20 protein-coding genes are annotated in these 18,809 nt (G+C 70.6%); 10 read left to right on the top strand and 10 right to left on the bottom strand.

The annotated features are described in order from the left end of the window. Both PUT80_RS11800 and PUT80_RS11795 read left to right on the top strand, forming a co-directional pair. Positions 1 to 1,581 (top strand): ABC transporter ATP-binding protein, encoded by a 1,581-nt coding sequence (locus PUT80_RS11800; protein WP_275291935.1) that lies wholly within the window; start codon positions 1 to 3, stop codon positions 1,579 to 1,581. 6 nt (positions 1,582 to 1,587) lie between these two features. Beyond that, complete coding sequence (locus PUT80_RS11795) at positions 1,588 to 1,791, top strand: hypothetical protein (RefSeq protein WP_275291934.1); 204 nt, start codon at positions 1,588 to 1,590, stop codon at positions 1,789 to 1,791. Positions 1,792 to 1,904: 113 nt separating this feature from the next. On the opposite strand, the gene PUT80_RS11790 is transcribed toward PUT80_RS11795, so the two are convergent. Next, positions 1,905 to 2,882 (bottom strand): zinc-binding dehydrogenase, encoded by a 978-nt coding sequence (locus PUT80_RS11790; protein ID WP_275291933.1) that lies wholly within the window; start codon positions 2,880 to 2,882, stop codon positions 1,905 to 1,907. A 92-nt stretch (positions 2,883 to 2,974) separates the two neighbouring features. Between PUT80_RS11790 and PUT80_RS11785 the strand changes: the two genes are divergently transcribed. After that, a complete protein-coding gene (locus PUT80_RS11785; protein WP_275291932.1) occupies positions 2,975 to 3,997 on the top strand; it encodes an LLM class flavin-dependent oxidoreductase in 1,023 nt (340 codons plus the stop codon). Positions 3,998 to 4,022: 25 nt separating this feature from the next. Continuing rightward, positions 4,023 to 4,802, top strand: a complete 780-nt coding sequence (locus PUT80_RS11780; protein WP_275291931.1) for a nitroreductase/quinone reductase family protein — start codon at positions 4,023 to 4,025, stop codon at positions 4,800 to 4,802. Here the strand turns inward: PUT80_RS11780 and PUT80_RS11775 are convergent. Continuing rightward, complete coding sequence (locus PUT80_RS11775; RefSeq protein ID WP_343076878.1) at positions 4,799 to 5,650, bottom strand: aminoglycoside phosphotransferase family protein; 852 nt, start codon at positions 5,648 to 5,650, stop codon at positions 4,799 to 4,801. The two genes, PUT80_RS11780 and PUT80_RS11775, sit on opposite strands and share 4 nt — an antisense overlap. Positions 5,651 to 5,801: 151 nt before the next feature. Between PUT80_RS11775 and PUT80_RS11770 the strand changes: the two genes are divergently transcribed. Both PUT80_RS11770 and PUT80_RS11765 read left to right on the top strand, forming a co-directional pair. Beyond that, positions 5,802 to 6,917, top strand: a complete 1,116-nt coding sequence (locus tag PUT80_RS11770) for an LLM class flavin-dependent oxidoreductase (protein ID WP_275291929.1) — start codon at positions 5,802 to 5,804, stop codon at positions 6,915 to 6,917. A 16-nt stretch (positions 6,918 to 6,933) separates the two neighbouring features. Beyond that, positions 6,934 to 8,256, top strand: coding sequence for an NtaA/DmoA family FMN-dependent monooxygenase (locus PUT80_RS11765; protein ID WP_275291928.1), 1,323 nt, complete (start codon positions 6,934 to 6,936; stop codon positions 8,254 to 8,256). On the opposite strand, the gene PUT80_RS11760 is transcribed toward PUT80_RS11765, so the two are convergent. The 5 genes from PUT80_RS11760 to PUT80_RS11740 are packed head-to-tail and all read right to left on the bottom strand — an operon-like array spanning position 8,253 to position 12,364. Continuing rightward, positions 8,253 to 9,227 carry an amidohydrolase family protein gene (locus PUT80_RS11760; protein ID WP_275291927.1) on the bottom strand — a complete coding sequence of 325 codons (975 nt, stop codon included), beginning with the start codon at positions 9,225 to 9,227 and terminating at the stop codon, positions 8,253 to 8,255. The two genes, PUT80_RS11765 and PUT80_RS11760, sit on opposite strands and share 4 nt — an antisense overlap. 2 nt (positions 9,228 to 9,229) lie before the next feature. Continuing rightward, positions 9,230 to 9,754 (bottom strand): 3-hydroxyanthranilate 3,4-dioxygenase, encoded by a 525-nt coding sequence (locus tag PUT80_RS11755; protein ID WP_037814362.1) that lies wholly within the window; start codon positions 9,752 to 9,754, stop codon positions 9,230 to 9,232. Beyond that, positions 9,751 to 10,182, bottom strand: coding sequence for a RidA family protein (locus tag PUT80_RS11750; protein WP_134733941.1), 432 nt, complete (start codon positions 10,180 to 10,182; stop codon positions 9,751 to 9,753). Before PUT80_RS11750 ends, PUT80_RS11755 begins: the two co-directional genes overlap by 4 nt. After that, a complete protein-coding gene (locus PUT80_RS11745; RefSeq protein WP_275291926.1) occupies positions 10,179 to 10,910 on the bottom strand; it encodes a fumarylacetoacetate hydrolase family protein in 732 nt (243 codons plus the stop codon). The genes PUT80_RS11750 and PUT80_RS11745 overlap by 4 nt, the downstream gene beginning before the upstream one ends. After that, positions 10,907 to 12,364, bottom strand: coding sequence for a 2-hydroxymuconic semialdehyde dehydrogenase (locus PUT80_RS11740; protein ID WP_275291925.1), 1,458 nt, complete (start codon positions 12,362 to 12,364; stop codon positions 10,907 to 10,909). The genes PUT80_RS11745 and PUT80_RS11740 overlap by 4 nt, the downstream gene beginning before the upstream one ends. 156 nt (positions 12,365 to 12,520) lie before the next feature. On the opposite strand from PUT80_RS11740, the gene PUT80_RS11735 reads away from it, so the two are divergent. From PUT80_RS11735 to PUT80_RS11725, 3 genes are all read left to right on the top strand, one after another. Then, complete coding sequence (locus PUT80_RS11735) at positions 12,521 to 13,357, top strand: alpha/beta hydrolase (RefSeq protein ID WP_275291924.1); 837 nt, start codon at positions 12,521 to 12,523, stop codon at positions 13,355 to 13,357. Positions 13,358 to 13,392: 35 nt separating this feature from the next. Further along, positions 13,393 to 14,319 (top strand): LysR substrate-binding domain-containing protein, encoded by a 927-nt coding sequence (locus PUT80_RS11730; protein WP_037814371.1) that lies wholly within the window; start codon positions 13,393 to 13,395, stop codon positions 14,317 to 14,319. A gap of 73 nt (positions 14,320 to 14,392) precedes the next feature. Beyond that, the gene (locus PUT80_RS11725; RefSeq protein WP_037814372.1) at positions 14,393 to 15,037 is read left to right on the top strand and encodes a cysteine hydrolase; all 645 of its coding nucleotides are present in this window, start codon (positions 14,393 to 14,395) and stop codon (positions 15,035 to 15,037) included. 114 nt (positions 15,038 to 15,151) lie between these two features. Here PUT80_RS11725 and PUT80_RS11720 read toward each other — a convergent pair whose 3' ends face one another. Then, the gene (locus PUT80_RS11720) at positions 15,152 to 16,324 is read right to left on the bottom strand and encodes an FAD-dependent monooxygenase (protein ID WP_037814374.1); all 1,173 of its coding nucleotides are present in this window, start codon (positions 16,322 to 16,324) and stop codon (positions 15,152 to 15,154) included. A gap of 72 nt (positions 16,325 to 16,396) precedes the next feature. Here PUT80_RS11720 and PUT80_RS11715 point away from each other — a divergent pair, with 72 nt between their 5' ends. Then, positions 16,397 to 16,960, top strand: coding sequence for a TetR family transcriptional regulator (locus PUT80_RS11715; RefSeq protein ID WP_037814375.1), 564 nt, complete (start codon positions 16,397 to 16,399; stop codon positions 16,958 to 16,960). 15 nt (positions 16,961 to 16,975) lie between these two features. Here the strand turns inward: PUT80_RS11715 and PUT80_RS11710 are convergent, their stop codons facing one another. Together PUT80_RS11710 and PUT80_RS11705 are read right to left on the bottom strand one after the other, a co-directional pair. Further along, a complete protein-coding gene (locus tag PUT80_RS11710) occupies positions 16,976 to 17,653 on the bottom strand; it encodes a phosphonatase-like hydrolase (protein WP_037814377.1) in 678 nt (225 codons plus the stop codon). Further along, positions 17,650 to 18,639 carry a phosphotransacetylase gene (locus PUT80_RS11705; protein ID WP_037814378.1) on the bottom strand — a complete coding sequence of 330 codons (990 nt, stop codon included), beginning with the start codon at positions 18,637 to 18,639 and terminating at the stop codon, positions 17,650 to 17,652. The genes PUT80_RS11710 and PUT80_RS11705 overlap by 4 nt, the downstream gene beginning before the upstream one ends. Between the last annotated feature and the right edge of the window lie 170 nt (positions 18,640 to 18,809).

The raw sequence follows: 18,809 nt of genomic DNA, 5'->3' as shown, positions 1-18,809 counted from the left end.
GTGCTGGAGATCAGCGAACTGGCGGTCTCGTACCGCACCTCGGGCGGCGTGGTGCCCGCCGTGCGCGACGTGAGCCTGCGGGTCGGAGCGGGCGAGATCGTCGCGGTGGTCGGCGAATCCGGGTCCGGGAAGAGCACCACCGCACACGCCGCGATCGGGCTGCTCCCGCGCGGCGGCCTGGTCCGCAGGGGCCGGATCGCCTTCGACGGACGCGACCTGACCACACTGTCCGAAAAGGACTGGCGGCAGGTGCGCGGCACTGGGATCGCGCTGGTGCCGCAGGATCCGACGGTGTCGCTCAACCCGGTCCGGCGGATCGGCGAACAGGTGGCCGAGGTGCTGCTCATCCACCGCCTGGCCGCGCGGAACGAGGCCGCCGCCCGCGCAGTGGACCTGCTGCGCCGGGCCGGAGTCGACCGGCCGGAGCTTCGCGCGCGGCAGTATCCGCACGAGCTGTCCGGCGGGCTCCGGCAACGGGTGCTGATCGCCATCGCTTTGGCAGGCAAACCGCGGCTGATCATCGCCGACGAGCCGACCAGTGCGCTGGACGTGACCGTGCAGAAGGAAATCCTCGACCATCTGGCGGAACTGGCCGCCGACGACGGCACCGCGATCCTGCTGATCACGCACGACCTGGGCGTCGCCGCCGACCGGGCCGGACGGATCGCCGTGCTGTCCGAGGGACGCCTGGTCGAGGAAGGACCGGCCCGCGAACTCCTCGCCGCGCCGACGCAGGACTACACGCAACGGCTTCTCGCCTCCGCCCCGAGCCTAAGCCGCGAACCCCTCCGGCCCCGCCGCGCCGAAGGCCCGGAAGTCCTGCTGTCCGTGGAGTCGGTCTCGAAGACCTTCGCTTCGCGCGCCGGTTCCGTGCAAGCCGTGGACGACGTGTCGTTCCAGCTCACGCGCGGCCGGACGCTGGCGCTGGTCGGCGAATCCGGCTCCGGCAAGACGACGACCGCCCGCATCGCGGTCGGCCTGGAAACCCCGACCGCGGGCACGATCAGCTTCGACGGCCAGGACGTCACCCGGCTGTCCCCCGCCGAACTGCGCAGGCTGCGCCGCCGGTTTCAGCTCGTCTACCAGAACCCGTACGCCTCGCTGAACCCGCGCTTTTCCATCGCCGACGTGATCGGCGAACCGCTGCGCGCGTTCCGAGTCGACGGCCGGGCGGAACGGGTCGCCGAACTGGCGGACCAGGTCGCGCTGCCGTCGTCAGTGCTGCGCCGGAAACCAGCCGAACTGTCCGGCGGCCAGCGCCAGCGCGCGGCGATCGCCCGTGCGCTGGCGCTGCGACCGGATCTCGTCGTGCTGGACGAGCCGGTGTCCGCTTTGGACGTTTCGGTGCAGGCGCAGATCCTGAACCTGCTGGTGGAACTGCAGGATGGATTGGGGCTGACGTACCTGTTCATCACCCACGACCTGGCCGTGGTGCGGGAGATCGCCGACCAGGTCGGGGTGATGCGCCAGGGCAAGCTGCTCGAAGCCGGCCCGGCCGACGACGTCCTGCTGCGGCCGCGCGAGCAGTACACCCGCGACCTGCTGGCCGCGATTCCCGGCGGGGAGCAGGTGCGCGCGTGACGTCAGTTGGCGAGCACCAGCCGCCCGACATCCCTGTCCATCACCCACGACCTGGCCGTGGTGCGCGAAATCGCCGACCAGATCGGAGTCATGCGCCGGGGCAAACTGCTCGAATCCGGCCCGGCCGACGACGTCCTCCGGCGGCCGCGCGAGCAGTACACCCGCGACCTGCTGGCCGCGATCCCCGGCGGGGAGCAGGTGACCGCGTGACGTCAGGAGCGCCGCTGCCCGCACCGGCTGCGCGCCCGAGATTGCGGTCCGTGAGGGACCCCCTGAAGGAATCTGATTCCCTCAGGGGTCCCTTCACGACCGTCAAGACGCGGTCAGTGGGGGTTGGCGAGCACCAGCCGCCCCACAGCCTCGCCCGTGTCCATCCGCCGGTGTGCCTCGCGCGCCTCCGCCATCGGCAGGACGGTGACCGGCAGCCGGATCCGGCCGTCGGTGTACAGCGGCAGCACCGCGTCCGCGGCGGGGCGAGCGGGCGCGGGGTCGGCGGCCAGGAAACCGCCCACGTTGAAGCCGACCACGCCGATGTTCTTGCCCCACACGGCGTTCGAGTCCACCAGCGGCGCGGTCTCGCTGCCCGCGCTGCCGACGACCAGCATCCGGCCCATCGGCGCCAGCAGGTCCAGCGAGGCGATCCGCAGGTCGCCGCCCACTGGGTCGACGATGATCTCGAACCGCTCGTCGCTCAGCTCGCCGAGCTCCCCGGACAGCACGACCCGGTCGAAACCGAGTTGTTTCGCCGCCTCGACCTGCTCGGGCCGCCGGACCGTGCCGACCACCTCGCGAGCGCCGAGCAGCCGCGCCACCTCGGGGTATACCGAGGCGAGGCCGCCGAGCGCGCCGTGCACGAGCACCTGCGCGTCCTTCGGCAACCGCACTGCCTCGGTGAGCGACAGGTAGGCCGTCACGGTGTTCGCCAGACCGGCCACCGCCTGCGCGCGCTCCACGCCGGTGCCCGCCAGCGGCACGACGAGCGCGGCGGGCGCGAGCTTGACGTCTGCGTATCCGCCCATTCCGGGCAGCGTGAGCGTGACGACCTCGTCCCCGACCGAGAAGCCGCTCCCCGGTCCGGCCGCGCGAATCGTGCCCGCGACCTCGAGCCCCGGCACCAGCGGCGGCTTCGGCGCGTAGTCGTACTCCGCGAGCGTCCCGCGGCGGATCAGCGCGTCGATCAGCCCCACGGACGCGTGCGAGACCGTGATGGTCACTTCGCCCGGCCCCGGAACGGGCTCGGGCACCTCGATCTCTTCGAGGACTTCGGGACCGCCGTAGCGGGTGATGGACAAAGCGCGCATCGTGCGTACTCCCCAGTGTTCAGTGTCAGCGAGCCGGAACAACCTGGTCCGGTCCGCGGTTATTCCGGCTTAGCCCACAGGAAAGATCCGCCGTGCCGAGCGAAACGCACCCGCTGCGCAAACTGGGTTTCCTGACGATCGGCCTGTTCGACGGCGACGACCCGCGGCCCGGCCACGAATCCACGCTGCGCGTGCTCGAACTCGGCGAGCAGCTCGGGTTCGACAGCGCCTGGGTCCGCCACCGGCACCTGCAGTACGGCATCTCGTCGCCGGTCGCGGTGCTCGCCGCCGCCACCCAGCGCACCAGCCGGATCGAACTGGGCACCGCGGTCATCCCGCTCGGCTGGGAAAACCCGCTGCGATTGGCCGAAGACCTGGCGACCGTCGACGTCCTGTCCGGCGGACGCCTCAACCCGGGCGTGAGCGTCAGCCCGCCGATGCATTACGAGGACGTCCGGGGCGCGCTGTACCCGGACACCGGCGACCGCGAAGACTTCGGCTACGACCGGGTGTCGCGGCTGTTGTCGCTGGTCCGCGGCGAGCCCGCTTCGACGTTCAGCGGCGTCGAAGGCATCGAGACGTTCTCCGAGCGTGTGCAGCCGCATTCGCCCGGCCTCGCCAGCCGCCTGTGGTACGGCGGCGCGAGCACCCGGTCGGCGATCTGGACCGGACAAGCCGGGATGAACTACCTGACCAGCAGCGTCGTCCGCGCCGAGGAGGGCTCGACGGACTTCGAGCAGATCCAGCTCTCGCACGTACGCGCGTTCCGGTCGCACCATCCGGACGGCGCGCGGGCTCGGGTTTCGCAAGGCCTGGTCGTGATTCCGACCGACAGCGCCACGTCCGAGCAGCGCGCGAAGTACGAGGATTATGCGGCAAAACGCCTGCCGCGCACGAAAACTCCGCAGGGTCCGGGCGGTCTGCTGTTCTCGCGCGATTACGTCGGCACGTTCGCCCAGATTGCCGAACAGCTCTACCGGCACGCCGCCTTCCGGGAGATCGACGAGGTCGCCTTCGCGCTGCCGTTCACCTTCGAACACGAGGATTACGTGCAGATTCTCACCGACTTGGCCACCCGGCTGGGTCCGGAGCTGGGCTGGAAACCGGCGTCCTGACGGTGGTAAATGCTAGCGTGACGGAGTGCCGGATTTCAGGTCCACAGTGGACATTTCGCGTCCCGCCGGAGACCATCGCGACGCCCTGGCGTGGGCCCGGGCGGTCTGGGAAGGCGCTCCCCCGCCGCTGCGGGCCTTCCTGCGCACCGGGTGGCTCGGCCTCGGCCTGACCACTCGTCTGTCGCCCGACCGGGTACTCGGCTGGACCATCGCTTCGGCAACGCCGGACCGGGTCGTGCTCGAAGCGCCCTCGCCGCTGATGACCACCCGCAACATCGTCCACCTCGACGCGGACCGGGTGTACTGGACCACGGAAGTCACCTACAACCGGTTCCCGGCGCGCCAACTGTGGGCCCTGGCCGTGCCGATCCACGAACGGGTCATCCCCGCCCGGCTGCGCGCCGCCGCCGGTCGAGTTCGGCCTGGCGACCTCCAGCACCGGATCGTCACGACGTTCCAGCGCCGGCTCGGCAACCCGGTCCTGTCGCGGCTCCCCGGCCAAACGCTGCTCGAAACGACGGGCCGCGGCTCGGGTCTCCCTCGCCAGACCCCGATCGGCGGCCGCCGCGTGGGTCAGGAATTCTGGCTGGTGTCGGAGTTCGGCGAACGATCGCAGTACGTGCGCAACATCCAGGCCAACCCGCGCGTCCGGCTGCGACTGCACGGCCGCTGGCTGCGCGGAGTCGCCCACTTGCTCCCGGACGACGACGCCCGCGCGCGGCTGAAGTCGTTGCCACGCTGGAACAGCACGGCGGTCCAGGCATTCGGAACCGACCTGCTGACGATCCGGATCGACCTCGACTAACCGTCCGACACCACGGCCTCGATCGTGCGCCGCGCATTCGCCGCCAGCACCGGATTCGTCTCCCGGTAATACGGCAGCTGGATCAGCGCGATCGACAACGCCCAGCCCCGCCCGCGCTCCCACGTCGCGTCGTCTGCCTCCACCGCCTCGCGGAACACCTCCCGCTCAGCCGCGGCGAACGTGTTCCACCCCGGGATCAGGTCCACCGCGGGATCGCCGATCCCGACCCCCGCGAAGTCCAGCACCGCGCTCAGCCCGCCGTCGTCGACCAGCACATTTCCTGGCGACAGGTCCGCGTGCAGCCACACCGGCGCCTCGGCCCACTCCGGTGCCGCGAGTGCCTTCTCCCACGCCGCGACATATGCCGGATCGCCGCCGAGTTGCGCGATCGCCTCCCGGGTCGGCGCGTCCCGCGTGCGCAGCGGACGGCCCCGGCTGACCTCCGGTGCTCCCGAAGTATCGAGGCCGCGCAACGCTTTCACGAACGCGCCCAAGTCCCGCGCCACCTGTGCGTCGCCGAAATCCGGGTTGACGCCGGGCAGCCAGCGCAGCACCGACCAGTCCCACTCGAAGCCCTCGCCCGGCCGTCCTTCGGCGAGCACTTCCGGCACCGCGACCGGCAGCCGCGGCGCCAGCCACCGCAGCCAGCGCTGTTCGTGGCCGATCTCGGCGGCCCCGCGTTCCAGCCGCGGCAGCCGGGCGACGAGTTCGTCGCCGAGCCGGAACATCGCGTTTTCCGTCCCCGACGAGGCGACCCGCGAGACCGCCAGCCCGGCCCACTGCGGGAATTGGGCCGCGACGAGGCGTCGGACCAGGTCGTCGTCGATTTCCGCTTCATCCGCGTGCATCCGATTCATCGGCGTCCAGCAAACCGCGTCGGCGTGATAGCGAGCAACCGGTTTATTCCCGCTCCGGCCGCCTGTCCCAGAAACTGGTTGCCGTCGCGTCCGCCCCGGCTCCCGAGCCACACTGCTGGCATCCACGGGGAAAGGACGCAGCATGACAGGGCTTACCGGACCACGGCTCGCCGTCGCGCTGGAAGGCGCGGGCTGGCACCCGGCCGCGTGGCGCGAAGCGGACGCCCGCCCGGCCGACCTGCTCACCGCCGCATACTGGACCGAACTGGTCCAGGAAGCCGAAGCCGCGCACCTGGACTTCGTCACCTTCGAGGACTTCCTCTCCCTGCGCGATCCCGCCGAGCCGACGGCCCGCGCCGACCGCGCGCAAACCCGCCTGGACGCCGTGTTGCTCGCCTCGCGGATCGCGCCGCTGACGTCGCATATCGGCCTGATCCCGACCGCCGTCGTCACCCACACGGAGCCGTTCCACCTGTCGAAGGCGATCGCGACGCTCGACTACGTGAGCACCGGCCGCGCCGGGGTCCGCGTGCAGGTGTCCGGGAGTCCGGAGGAGTTCCGGCACTTCGGCCGCCGCACGCCGCCCGAAGTGCCCGAACTGTTCGAGGAAGCCGCCGATTACGTCGAGGTGCTGCGCCGGCTGTGGGACAGCTGGGAGGACGACGCCGAAATCCGCGACGTCGCCACCGGCCGGTTCATCGACCGCGACAAACTGCATTACATCGACTTCGAGGGCCGCTGGTTCTCCGTCAAAGGCCCGTCCATCACGCCGCGCCCGCCGCAGGGCCAGCCGATCGTCGCCGCACTCGCGCACGGTCCCGACGCTTATCGCCTCGCCGCCCGGCAGGCCGACGTCGTGTACGTGACCCCGGACGACCGCGCGCACGCCGCGTCGATCATCGACGAAATCGGTGCGCCCCTTCAGGTTTTCGCCGACCTCGTGGTCTTCCTCGACGAAACCTCGCAGGCCGCGGCCGAGCGCAAAGCCCGCCTGGACGACCGTGCCGAGTTCAGCTCGGACGCGCATGTCTTCACCGGCACCCCGGCCCAGCTGGCCGACCTCCTGCTCGACTGGCACGCCGCCGGCCTGACCGGTTTCCGGCTCCGCCCCGGCGCGCTGCCGCACGACCTGACCGCCATCACCCGCGCGCTGGTCCCCGAACTGCGCGACCGGGGCGCGTTCCGCTCCGGATACGAGGCCTCGACCCTGCGCGGGCTGCTCGGCCTGCCGCGCCCGGCCAACCGCTACGCCGCCTGAGTCCCGGGAGATTTCCATGACTGCCAAGCAAATCCACCTCGCCGCGCACTTCCCCGGGGTCAACAACACCACCGTGTGGAGCGATCCCGAAGCGGGCAGCCACATCGAGTTCAGCTCGTTCGTCAAGCTGGCCCAGACCGCCGAACGCGCGAAGTTCGACTTCTTCTTCCTCGCCGAAGGCCTGCGCCTGCGGGAACAGAACGGCGAAATCTACGACCTCGATGTCGTCGGCCGCCCGGACACCTTCGCCGTGCTGTCCGCGCTCGCCGCCGTCACCGACCGGCTCGGCCTGGCCGGCACCATCAACTCCACCTTCAACGAACCGTTCGAGGTGGCCCGCCAGTTCGCCTCCCTGGACCACCTTTCCGCCGGCCGGGCCGCGTGGAACGTCGTGACGTCCTGGGACGCTTTCACCGGCGAAAACTTCCGCCGCGGCGGCTTCCTGCCGCAAGACCAGCGCTACTCGCGCGCCGAAACCTTCCTGCGCACGGCGTGGGAACTCTTCGACTCCTGGCGCGGCGGCGAACTCCTCGCGGACAAGGAATCCGGCCGCTTCCTGGCCGACGGCGGCGACTTCGCCCACCACGACGCCCATTTCGACATCTCCGGCCGCTTCCCGGTCCCGCGCAGCCCACAAGGCCGCCCAGTGACCATCCAAGCCGGAGACTCCGAAGAAGGCCGCGAATTCGCCGCCGCGACCGCCGACGCCATCTTCACCCGGCACGGCACCCTCGAAGCAGGCCAAGCGTTCTACTCGGACGTCAAGGGCCGCCTGGCGAAATACGGCCGCGCCCCGCACGAACTGGTCATCCTCCCCGCCGCGACGTTCGTCCTGGGCGACACCGACGCCGAAGCGCACGAACTCGCCCACGAGGTCCGGTTGCAGCAGGTCAGCGACCAGACCGCGATCAAGTTCCTCGAACAGCTCTGGAACACCGACCTCAGCGGCCACGACCCGAACGGCCCGCTGCCGTCGTTCGACCCGGTGGTCGGCGACCTGATCTCGAAGGGCCGCGCGAGCGTCCGCATGCACCGCGACCCGGTCGCGACCGCCAACGAATGGCGCCAGCTGGCGGAAGCGAAGCACCTGTCGAGCCGGGAACTGATCATCGAGGTCACCGGACGGCAGAACTTCATCGGCTCCCCCGAGACCGTCGCGTCGACCATGAACGACCTCGTCCAGGCCGACGCGTCGGACGGCTTCATCCTGGTCCCGCACGTCACGCCGGGCGGACTGGACCAGTTCGCCGACCAGGTGGTGCCGCGGCTGCAGGAACGGGGGGTGTTCCGGGAGGACTACAGCGGGCCTACTCTGCGGGACCACCTCGGGTTGAACTAGCTCAGGAACCGCTTCGCGTTGCCCCGCAACAGCAACTCCCGCGAGGCCTCGTCGAGGAACTCCGCCCGGCGCACCACCCCGCCGGCCGGGCGCTCCCCCAGCGGGTACGGGTAATCGCTCCCCACCATCACCTGCTCCGCCCCCAGCGTGTCGACCAGGTTCCGCAGCGCCGGCTCGGTGAACACCACCGAATCGACACTGAACCGTCCGACATACTCCGACGGCGGCTTCTCCGACGTGGCGATAATGTCCGCCCGCTGATGCCAAGCGTTCTCCAGCCGCCCCAGCCAGAACGCGAACGATCCGCCGCCGTGGGCGAAACAAATGCGCAGGCTCGGCGGCACCCGGTCGAACACCCCGCCGAGGATCATCGCGATGATCGACAGATGCGTCTCCGCGGGCATTCCGGTCAGCCACCGCGCCATCCAGCGGTCCAGCCGCGGCGCGTCCGGCATGTCCCACGGGTGCACGAAAACCGGGACGCCGAGCGAAGCCGCGTGCTGGAGGAACGTCACCACGCCCGCGTCGTCGAGGTCTCGGTCGCCGACGTGGTTGCCGATCTCCACGCCGCGGTGCCCGGCCGCTACGGCACGGTCCAGTTCGCGGCAGGCGGCGTCGGTGTCCTGCAACGGAACCTGGCAGAACGGGACCAGCCGGTCCGGCGCGGGCGCGCAGATTTCCAGCGCCAGGTCGTTGAACACCCGGGCGATTTTCTCGCCCTGGCCCGGGCTGGTGTCGTAGCCGAAGAACACCGGCGTCGGCGAGACGACCTGCGCCTCGATGCCGTCGGCGTCCATGTCGCGCAGCCGGACCGAGGCGTCCCAGCAGTCGGACCGGATCCGGCGGAACTCCTCCGAACCGACCATGATCATGGCCTCGCGTTCGGTTTCCGCGCGCAGCCACGGCATTCCCTCGCCGAGGTCGGGCCAGCCGTGCGGGACGAAATGGCTGTGGACGTCGATCGCGCGCACGCTCAGCCCTTCCCCGGGTGCAGCGTGCCGCACGCCCCGCAGGTCCGGGCTTCCTCGGACGCGTAGAACTGCTCGAACACCGGCGGCAGGTCGTCGACGATGTCCCGCACCTGCAGCTCGACCTCGTGCACCTTCGCGTCGCACTCCAGGCAGAACCACACGAACTTCTCGAGCGTCCCCTCCTCCCGGATGCGCTCGATCACGATCCCGATCGAGCCCTCCTGCGGACGCTGCGGCGAGTGGTGCACGTTCCGCGGCAGCATCCACATCTCGCCCTCGCGGATGTCGACGCGCTGCGGGCCGTCGTCGGTCATCAGGTTGACGTGCATGTCGCCCTTGTACTGGTAGAACCACTCCTCGTACGGGTCGAGGTGGAAGTCGGTGCGCTGGTTCGGCCCGCCGACGACCTGCACGATGAAATCGCCCATCGGGGCCCACATCTGCTTGTTGTTGACCGGCGGCTTCAGCTCGTCCTCGTGCTCTTTGATCCACTTCGCGAAGTCGAACACGGGCGGGATGGCGGTCATCGTTCCTCCTTGCCGGGGATCCGGGCGATCGCCTGGATCTCGATGAGCAGATGCGGATGCGGCAGCTGGTGCACCGCGACGGTGGTCCGGGCCGGGCCGTTCTCGTCGAAGAACTCGCCGTAGACCTCGTTGTAGCCGCCGAAATCGTTCATGGTGACCAGGAACACGGTCAGCTGCGCGAGGTCCTCGAGCCCCGCGCCGGCCGCGGCCAGGATGTCGCGGATGTTCTCGATCACCGCGCGCGTCTGCGCCCGGATGTCCAACGTGGTCACGCCGAACTCGTCGGCCTCCGCGCCGGCGAATGTGTTGTCGGGCCGCCTGCTGCTGGTGCCGGAGACGAACACCAGGTCCCCGACCACTTTCACGTGCGGGAACCGCCCGCGCGGCGTCGCCTTCCCGGCGACGACATGGGCTTGCGCCACGCTCATCCCTCCATCGTGTGAACGGAAACCGAACCCAGCCCGGCGACCCGCGCCTCGACGTGCGTCCCCGGCTGCAGCGCGACCGCCGCCGTCGCTGCACCGGCCAGCAGCACCGACCCGTCGAGCAGGCGATGCCCGTACGCGGCGGCCATCCGCTGTGCGGCGGGGAGCGCCCGCAGCGGGTCGCCGAGGATGTCGGCGGTCGAGCCGGTGGCGACGACCTCGCCGTCGAACAGCAGGTCCACGGCCAGGGCATCCACCCGGTCGAGCTGGGTCCACTGGCCGAGCACGAACGCGGACGCCGAGGTGTTGTCGGCGACGACGTCGGCCAGGCTGAACTTGAAGTCGCGGTACCGGCTGTCGATGATTTCCAGCGCGGGCGCCACGGCGACGATCTCGGCGTCCGGGCCGAGCCGGAACGCGACCTCGGGCTCGACGCGCGGATGCACCCCGCGCCCGACGTCGAACGTCCCGCCGTCCTCGATCCGCATGCGGTCGGTCAGCGAGCCGATGATCACGTCCGAGACGCCCATCTGCTCGGCCTTAGCCTTGCTCGTGAAGCCCAGTTTGACCCCGGCCAGCCGCTCCCCGCGCCCCTCGCGCAGCGCGATCCCCTTGTGCTGCACGGCGTACGCGGTTTCCAGGCTCATCGGCCCGGCGCTGGTGAGCTGCGGGATCGCCTGCCCGGTGGCGGTCGCCCGGTCAAGCCGCGCGGCATGGTCCTCGATCGTCATAGCTGCACGCACACATTCGTCGGCTGGGTGTAGAAGTGCATTGAGTGCAGGCCGCCCTCGCGGCCGATCCCGGAAAGCCCGATGCCGCCGAACGGCGACCGGAGGTCGCGCAGGTACCAGGTGTTGACCCAGGCCATCCCGACCCGCATCTGCTGCGCGACGCGGTGGCCGCGCTCCAGGTTCGTCGTCCACACGGCGGCGGCGAGCCCGTAGTCGGTGTCGTTCGCGAGCCGGACGGCTTCGTCCTCGGTGTCGAACGGGATCAGCGCCGCAACCGGCCCGAAGACCTCCTCCCGCACGACCCGCGCCGAGTTGTCGAGCCCGGTCCACAACGTCGGTTCGATCCACGACCCGCCCGCCAGGTCCGGCCCCAGTTCCGGAACCGCGCCGCCGGTGAGCACCGTCGCGCCTTCGGCGACCGCGAGGTCCAAATAGGACTGGACTTTCTTCCGGTGCTGCTGGGATATCAACGGCCCGGTCGTGGTGTCCGGGTCGCCCGGCCGGCCCAGGCGCAACGCCTTCGCCCGCTCGGCGAGCCCGTTCGCGACCGCGTCGAAGACGGACCGCTCGACGTAAACCCGCTCCGTGCACAGGCACACCTGCCCGGTGTTCAGGAAAACCGACCGGGCGAGGCCGTCGAGGGTCTTCTCGAGATCGCAGTCCGCGAACACCACCGCGGCGTTCTTTCCGCCCAGTTCAAAGGAAACCGGCCGGACCGACGGAGCGACCGCGCGCATGATCGCCGAGCCGGTCCGGGATTCGCCGGTGAACGTGACGCCGTCGATGCCGCGGTGAGCGGTGAGGTACTCCCCGGCGGAGTCCGGCCCGAAGCCGTGCACGACGTTATACACCCCGGCCGGCGCGCCCGCCTCCGCGATCACCTCGGCGAGCAAGGTCGCCGTCGACGGCGTCTCTTCGGACGGCTTGACCACCACCGCGTTGCCGCACGCGAGCGCGGGCGCGACCTTCCAGGTCAGCAGCAGCAACGGCAGGTTCCACGGCACGATCACCGCGACCACGCCCAGCGGCTTGGGCACCGCGTAGTTCAGCGCCTTCCGGCCGTTCGGCAGATCCGTCAGAAAGGAATCGAGACCGGCCGCCGCGATCGTGTCGGCGAACGAACGGAAGTTCATCGCCGCCCGCGCCACGTCCAGGTCGCGCGCCAGGTGCTCCGGTTTTCCGGTGTCGCGAACCTCGGCGGCGACGAAATCCTCGAACCGCTCCTCGATCCGGTCGGCGATCCGGCGCAGCAAGGCGGTGCGCTCAGCGACCGAGGCACGTCCCCACGGCCCGTCCGCCGCGGCGCGCGCAGCCGCGACCGCCGCGTCGACCACGTCCGGACCGGCCTCGTGGACGTGCGCGACCAGCGACCCGTCGACCGGGTCGATCTTCTCGAAGGTGCGCCGCCCGGCGACCCGGGTCCCGCCGACGACGTTGTGGAGTTCCGCAGCCATGAAGCTGACCGTAGGGACGTCCGGAATGCCTCGCCAATGCTCTTTGCCGCCGCTGCCATAGCTGTCCGGACATGTCTCGCCCATGCCTGTAGCGGCATGGCTTTCGTCGGAATGGGCATTGGTCAGGCATGACAGCGGCGGCGAAGGATGGGTCCCGTGAACCATCCGAACGTCGATCGGGACTACAGCGCGCAGGGCACGGTGACCGAGGCCGAGTTCGACGCCGTGATGGCCCGCTACCGCTCCGCCTCCGAATCCGCGACCGCCGGTCTGGCAGGCGTTCGCGACCTGGCTTTCGACCCGCTCAGCGCCGAACGGCTCGACGTCTGGGGCATCTCCCCCGGGCAGCTGCGCCCCGTCGTTCTCGCCATCCACGGCGGCTACTGGCGGATGCTCTCGCGCCACGACACCGCGTTCCCAGCGCGAATGCTGGCTGACGCCGGAGTCGCCACTGTCGTGCCGGACTACACGCTCGCTCCCGCGGCGCCACTGGAGGAGATCGTGCGCCAGGTCCGCGCCGCGGTCGCGTGGGTGCACCACCACGGCGCCGCGCACGGCCTCGACCCGGACCGCATCCACGTCGTGGGCAGCTCGGCCGGCGGGCATCTGGCGGCGATGACCGCCGTCGCCGGATGGCAGCGCGCCGCCGGGCTGCCGGAGGACGTCGTCAAAGGCGCGATGGCGATCAGCGGGCTCTTCGACCTCCGCCCGTTGGTCGATTCGTTCGCCAACGCGTGGCTGTCCCTCGACCCGACCCGTGCAGAGGCGCTCAGCCCGATCCTCGCGCCGCCAGGCCCCGTGCCGTTGCACGTGGCGGTCGCGGAACACGAAGCCGCGGGATTCCATCGGCAGAGCAAGGCTTTCCACGCACACTGGCCTGCCGCCGGTTCGTTGACCGTCGTGCCCGGCCGGAACCACTTCGACGTCTTCCTCGACCTGGCCGACCCCGCCTCGGCGCTCGGCCAGGCCCTGATCCGGCTCGCCCTCTCGTGACGCCGGAAGCCGAGCCGGACAGTAATGTCGCCGGAATGGAGATGCCCCGCCTGCTCGACGGCCGCCTCAAGCTCAGGCACCTCGTGCTGGTGGACACCCTGACCGAGCAGGGCAGCGTCGTCGGCGCGGCGGCCGCGCTGCACGTCACGCAGCCGGTCGTCACGCGCGGCCTGCACGATCTCGAAGCGATCCTCGGCGTGCCGCTCTACGAACGCGGGCCGCGCGGGATCACGCCGACCGAGTTCGGGACCGCGTTCACCGAACACGCGCGCGCCGTGCTCGCCCAGCTCACCCACGCGGCGCGGCACGTCGTGGAGATCGCCGACGCGACCCGCGGCCGGGTCGTCGCGGGCATCCATCTCGCGGGTTCGAACCTGTTGCTGCCGCGGGCCATCGCGCATCTGAAGGAAGACCATCCGCTGGTCACGGTCGTCGTCCGGGAGGGAACGCCGGAGTCGCTGCTGGTGGAGCTGACCGCGGGCCGGGTGGACGTCATCGTCGGCAGGCTGAGCGGCCCCGGCACCGAAGACACCCGGCGGCGGGCGCTGTACCAGGAGTCGATCCGCGTCGTCGCCGGGGCGCACCACCCGCTCGCCGCGCGCGGGAGCGTCTCGCTGGAGGATCTGGCGGGGTTCCCGTGGATCGTGCCCGGCACCGAGACGATGCTGCGCCAGGAGCTGGAAAGCCTCTTCGCCCAGCACGGCCTGGACCTGCCCGCCAACCGCGTCGAAGCGACGTCGTTCCTGACTGTGCGGCAGCTGCTCACCGAAACCGCCATGGTCGCCGCGCTCCCCGGCCTGCTCGGCATGGACGACCCGCGGCTGGTCACGCTGCCGACGCCGCTGGAGAACATCGGCCACAGCGTCGGCCTGACCCTCGCCGCCGGCCGGCGGCTGAACCCGGCCACCCAGGCGCTGATCGAGTCCCTGCACACCGTCGCCGCGCAGATCGAAGACGCCTGACGCGCTCTGTCGCTTTCTTGACGACCGACGACAACCCGTGATACTTCATGGACCTCCGCGGAAGGAGCGTTCCATGGGTTACCGCTTGTCCACCGTCGATCCGGCCCGCACCGCGCTGGTCGTCATCGACATGCAGCACGACTTCCTGGCACCCGGCGCCCCGCTGGAATCCCCGGCAGGCCGCGCGATGATCCCGGCCCTCAACGACACAATCCGGTTCTGCCGCGACGCGGGCATCCCAGTGTTCTTCACCGCGCACGTCCACCGCCCCGACGGCACCGACATGGGCCGGTTCGCCGACCTGTACCCGCCGATCGCCGCCGGCACCGCGCTCATCGAGGGCACGCCTGGCGCCGCGCTGTACTCCGAAGTTGACCGCCGCCCGGACGAACCGCTGATCCCCAAGCACCGTTACAGCGCCTTCTACGGCACGGATTTCGAAATGCAGCTGCGCGGACGCGGCGTGGACACCCTGATCGCCACCGGAGTGACCACCGAGGACTGCGTCCACGCCACCATCCGCGACGCGATGTTCCGCGACTTCCGCACCGGAGTGCTGTCCGACGCGTGCGCCACCTACGACCACCCCGACCTGGGCCACGGCCCGATGTCCGCCGCGGAAGTGCACGCGGCGACGCTGGTTGTTCTCGCCCAGTCCACTGCGGACGTGCTGACGAGCGCGGAGTTCAAGGCGCTGGCGGAAAAGGGAGCCGCTTAGCCCCCCGGCCGGTTCGGAATCCGGGGAGCCGCCTAGCCCCTTGCGAAGGGACCGCATGAATGCGCCCGCCCGCCGGAGCAGCGGCCCGCCCAACCCCGGAATTCGCGGAGCCGCTTAGCCGCGCCCCGCCGCAGCCAGCGCGTCGTGCGCGTGGATCCACTCCACCGTCTCCCCGATCCGCCCCAATGCGGCGTCCCGAGCCTCCGCCGCCGGACCGTCCGGCAGGTGCAGCAAGGCATTCGCCACCCACGAGCTCCGCTGCACCGCCCGGGTCCGCGGCCGCCGCAGCTTCTCGTACCGGGCGAGTGCCGCGTCGCGTGAGTCCCGTGCCAGGCATTCGGCGAGCGTCACCGCGTCCTCGATCGTCTGGTTCGCGCCCTGCCCGTGGTGCGGCAGCATCGCGTGCGCCGCGTCGCCGAGGAGGACCACGCCGCCGCGGTGCCAGCGGTTGAGCGGATGCTGGCCGAACAACCCCCACCGCTGATACAGCGTCGTCGCGCCGACCATCTCGCGCACCGCCGGATGCCAGCCCTCGAACGCCGCCTCGATGCGCTCCCGGGGAATGTCCTCGGTCCACGACTCCCCCGGCCACACGTCCGGTTCGTCCAGCACCGCAAGGAAATTCACCACCGACCCGTCGCCGATCGCGTAGTGCAGCAGATGCCCGCCCGGCCCCATCCAGAACTGGATCGCCCCCGCGTCCGGCAACGACGGCAGCCGCTCCACCGGCACCAGCCCGCGAAAACCGCTCGAACCCGAGTACCGGGCGAACGGCGCGTCGTCCACCCACTCGCGCACCGTCGAGTGCACCCCGTCCGCGCCCACCACGACATCGGCGGTTTCGCTTGTCCCGTCGGCGAATTCGAGCCGATACCGCGATCCGTCCGCACCGACGCCGGTCACCTGCCGTCCAAGATGGACCTTCCCGCACGCGTCCGCCAGGATCCGCTGCAAGTCCGCCCGGTGCACCCCGAAATAGGGTCCGGCGAATCGCTCCTCGTAGCTGTCCCCGACCGGATACGCCATCACCCGCTGCCCGCTCCGCCAATGCCGGTAGACCAGCTCCGTCGGCACCGCGGAACACGCGGCCAGCTCGTCCCGCAACCCCAGCCGCCCGAGGATCCGGGACCCGTTGGCGGCCAGCGCCACCGCCGCCCCGACCTCGCGCAGTTCGGCCGACCGTTCGTAGACCTCCGCCCCGATCCCGCGCTGCCGCAACGCGAGTGCGAGCGTCAGCCCGCCGATCCCGCCGCCGACGATCGCCACCGAGAGTGCTTTGCCCGCCATCAGCCCTCCTCGCCCATGTACCGATCGGTACACGAATGGACGGTACGGCGTACCGATCGGTACAGTCAAGGGGTGGATTCCGGAACCGGCCGTCGCGCCGAACTGCTCGAGCAGGCCGTGGGTTACCTGGCGACGCACGGCCTGGCGGACCTGTCGCTCGCGCCGATGGGCGAAGCGCTGGGGACGAGCAAGCGGATGCTGCTGTACTACTTCGGCAGCAGGGAAAACCTGATCACCGAAGCGATCGCCGCGAGCCGCCCGGACGTCACCGAACTCTTCCGCTCCGTGCACGATGAGGAATCCCTCGCCGCCGCGGCGCACGCTTTGTGGCACGCGATCACCCGGGGCCGCCAGCAACGGCCGATCCACATCCTCTTCCAGGTCCTCGCACTGGCCCCGACCCAGCCGGAGCGCTACCTGACCGTCGCGAGAGAAGCGATCACCGCGATGGTGGACCCGCTGGTGCCGGTGTATCGAAAACTGGGCTACGCCGAACCCGACGCGGCGGCCCGGGCGAGCCTGCTGATCTCGGGCTTGCGAGGGCTGTGCCTGGACCGCATCGTGACCGGGGACGAAGAACGGATCGAGATCGCGGCACGGGCGTTGATCGCTACTGCGGTCGCGCCGCCCGCCTGATACGGCGACGCCTCGCTAGAGTTCAAGCACCGCAGGCAACTCAGCCACCGACCCCAGCACATGCGTCGCCCCGTGTGCCCGCAACGTCGCCTCGTCGTGCGCCCCGGTCAGCACCCCTGCCGCCACCGATGCACCCGCTCGTCGGCCGGTCAGCATGTCGAAGCCGGTGTCCCCCGCGACCGCGACCGCGCGTACGTCGGTGATTCCCAAGCGCAGCACCGCAGTCAGCACCATGTCCGGGAACGGCCTGCCTCGCCCGCCCGCATCTGCTGGGCACACCACCAGGTCCGCCAGGTCCGTCCACCCGAGCCGCTCCAGCAGTGCATCGCGGGTCGCTGCCGAGAAGCCCGTGCTCAGGCACACCCGGCGGCCCTGCGCGCGCAACTTGTCGATCGCTTCCTCCGCACCCGGAAGCGGCGCGGCAACCTCGATAGCCTGCGAAGCAAAAGCAGTCTCGAAAACCTGATTCGCCTTCTCCGCCACCCCGTCCGCAGGGAACAGCGCCCGGAAGACCTCGATCTTCGACTGTCCCATGGTGTCGCGGACGTAGGCATCCACATCCTCGCGCTCCGGCGAGTCCGCGGGCACCCCGACTGCTTCCAGGGCCGCCGAGAACGCTGCCTCGACCGCGCCGTCGTCGCGGACTGTCGTGCCTGCCATGTCCAGCACGACCAGTTCCACCGCTCGCGTCATCGGACCCCCTCCACTTCCCGGCCGGTCACTGCGTGCACCGCGCTGATCAGGGCCATCGTCTCGATGTCGGCCGCGCTGCAGCCGCGCGACAGGTCGTGCAGCGGGGCCGCGACGCCTTGCAGGATCGGTCCCAGCGCGGTCGCTCCGCCCAGCCGTTCGGCGATCTTGTAAGCGATGTTCCCCGCGTCAAGGTTGGGGAACACCAGCACATTCGCCCGCCCGGCGACGGTCGACCGCGGCGCTTTCGCCACCCCGACCGCGTCCACGACTGCGGCGTCGAATTGCAACTCGCCGTCCACCGCCACGCCGGGCAGTCGTTCCCGCACCAGCGAAGTCGCCTGCCGGACCTTGTCCACCGCGGAATGCTTGGCACTGCCTTGCGTGCTGAAGGAAAGCATCGCCACGACGGGCTCGGTTCCGGTCAGCGCCCGGTGCGTGGAAGCCGCGCCGACGGCGATGTCCGCCAGTGCCTCCGCGTCCGGCTCGGGAACCACGGCGCAGTCGGCGAAAGTGAGCGATCGGCCGTCCTGCAACAGCATCAGGAAGCAGCTGCTGAGAGTCCGGACGCCCGGAGCGAGGCCGACGATTCGCAGGCCGGCCCGGAGGACATCAGAGGTGGGCCGGGTCGCGCCTGCCAGGCACGCGTCCACCCGGCCGAGTGCGAGTAGCGCGGCGGAAAGGGCGACCGGATCGGTGCGGACTGTCTCCACCCGGTCGGGGAACGCGGTAGCCAGCCGCGCGAGGACGGCGTCGTCGGCGGCCAGTTCCGCGGTGTCCAGGAAAGGAGGCACCGAAAAGCCAAGCTCTGCGGCGGCTGTAGCGATCTCGTCTGCGGGCCCGACCAGCACCGGTTCGATCTCGCCGCGCTCGGCCAGGTGCGCGGCCGCGGTGACGGCGCGCGGGTCGGCGCCGTCGGCGAGCGCGATCCGCGGGCGGGCGTCGCCGACGCGGTCCCGCCAGGTCTCGGCCAGAGGGGCCATGGTCATCTCGCAAACTCCCTCGCGGACGGCAGTGCTCCCCGAGCAGGATCCCGACCCCTGGCCCCAAGGGACAGAGCCAGAACAGTGCCCGTTGACAGGTCCAGAAGGGCCGTCGTCTGGACCCGTCGACCGAGCGGTTTCTGGCACTTTCGCCGTGGCCAGTCGTCCCGCACTCT

The organism is Amycolatopsis sp. La24 (genome assembly GCF_029087445.1).
Classification (GTDB): domain Bacteria; phylum Actinomycetota; class Actinomycetes; order Mycobacteriales; family Pseudonocardiaceae; genus Amycolatopsis; species Amycolatopsis nivea.
The sequence above is the reverse complement of the archived record's forward strand: the minus strand, read 5'-3'. Positions and strand labels throughout refer to the sequence as shown.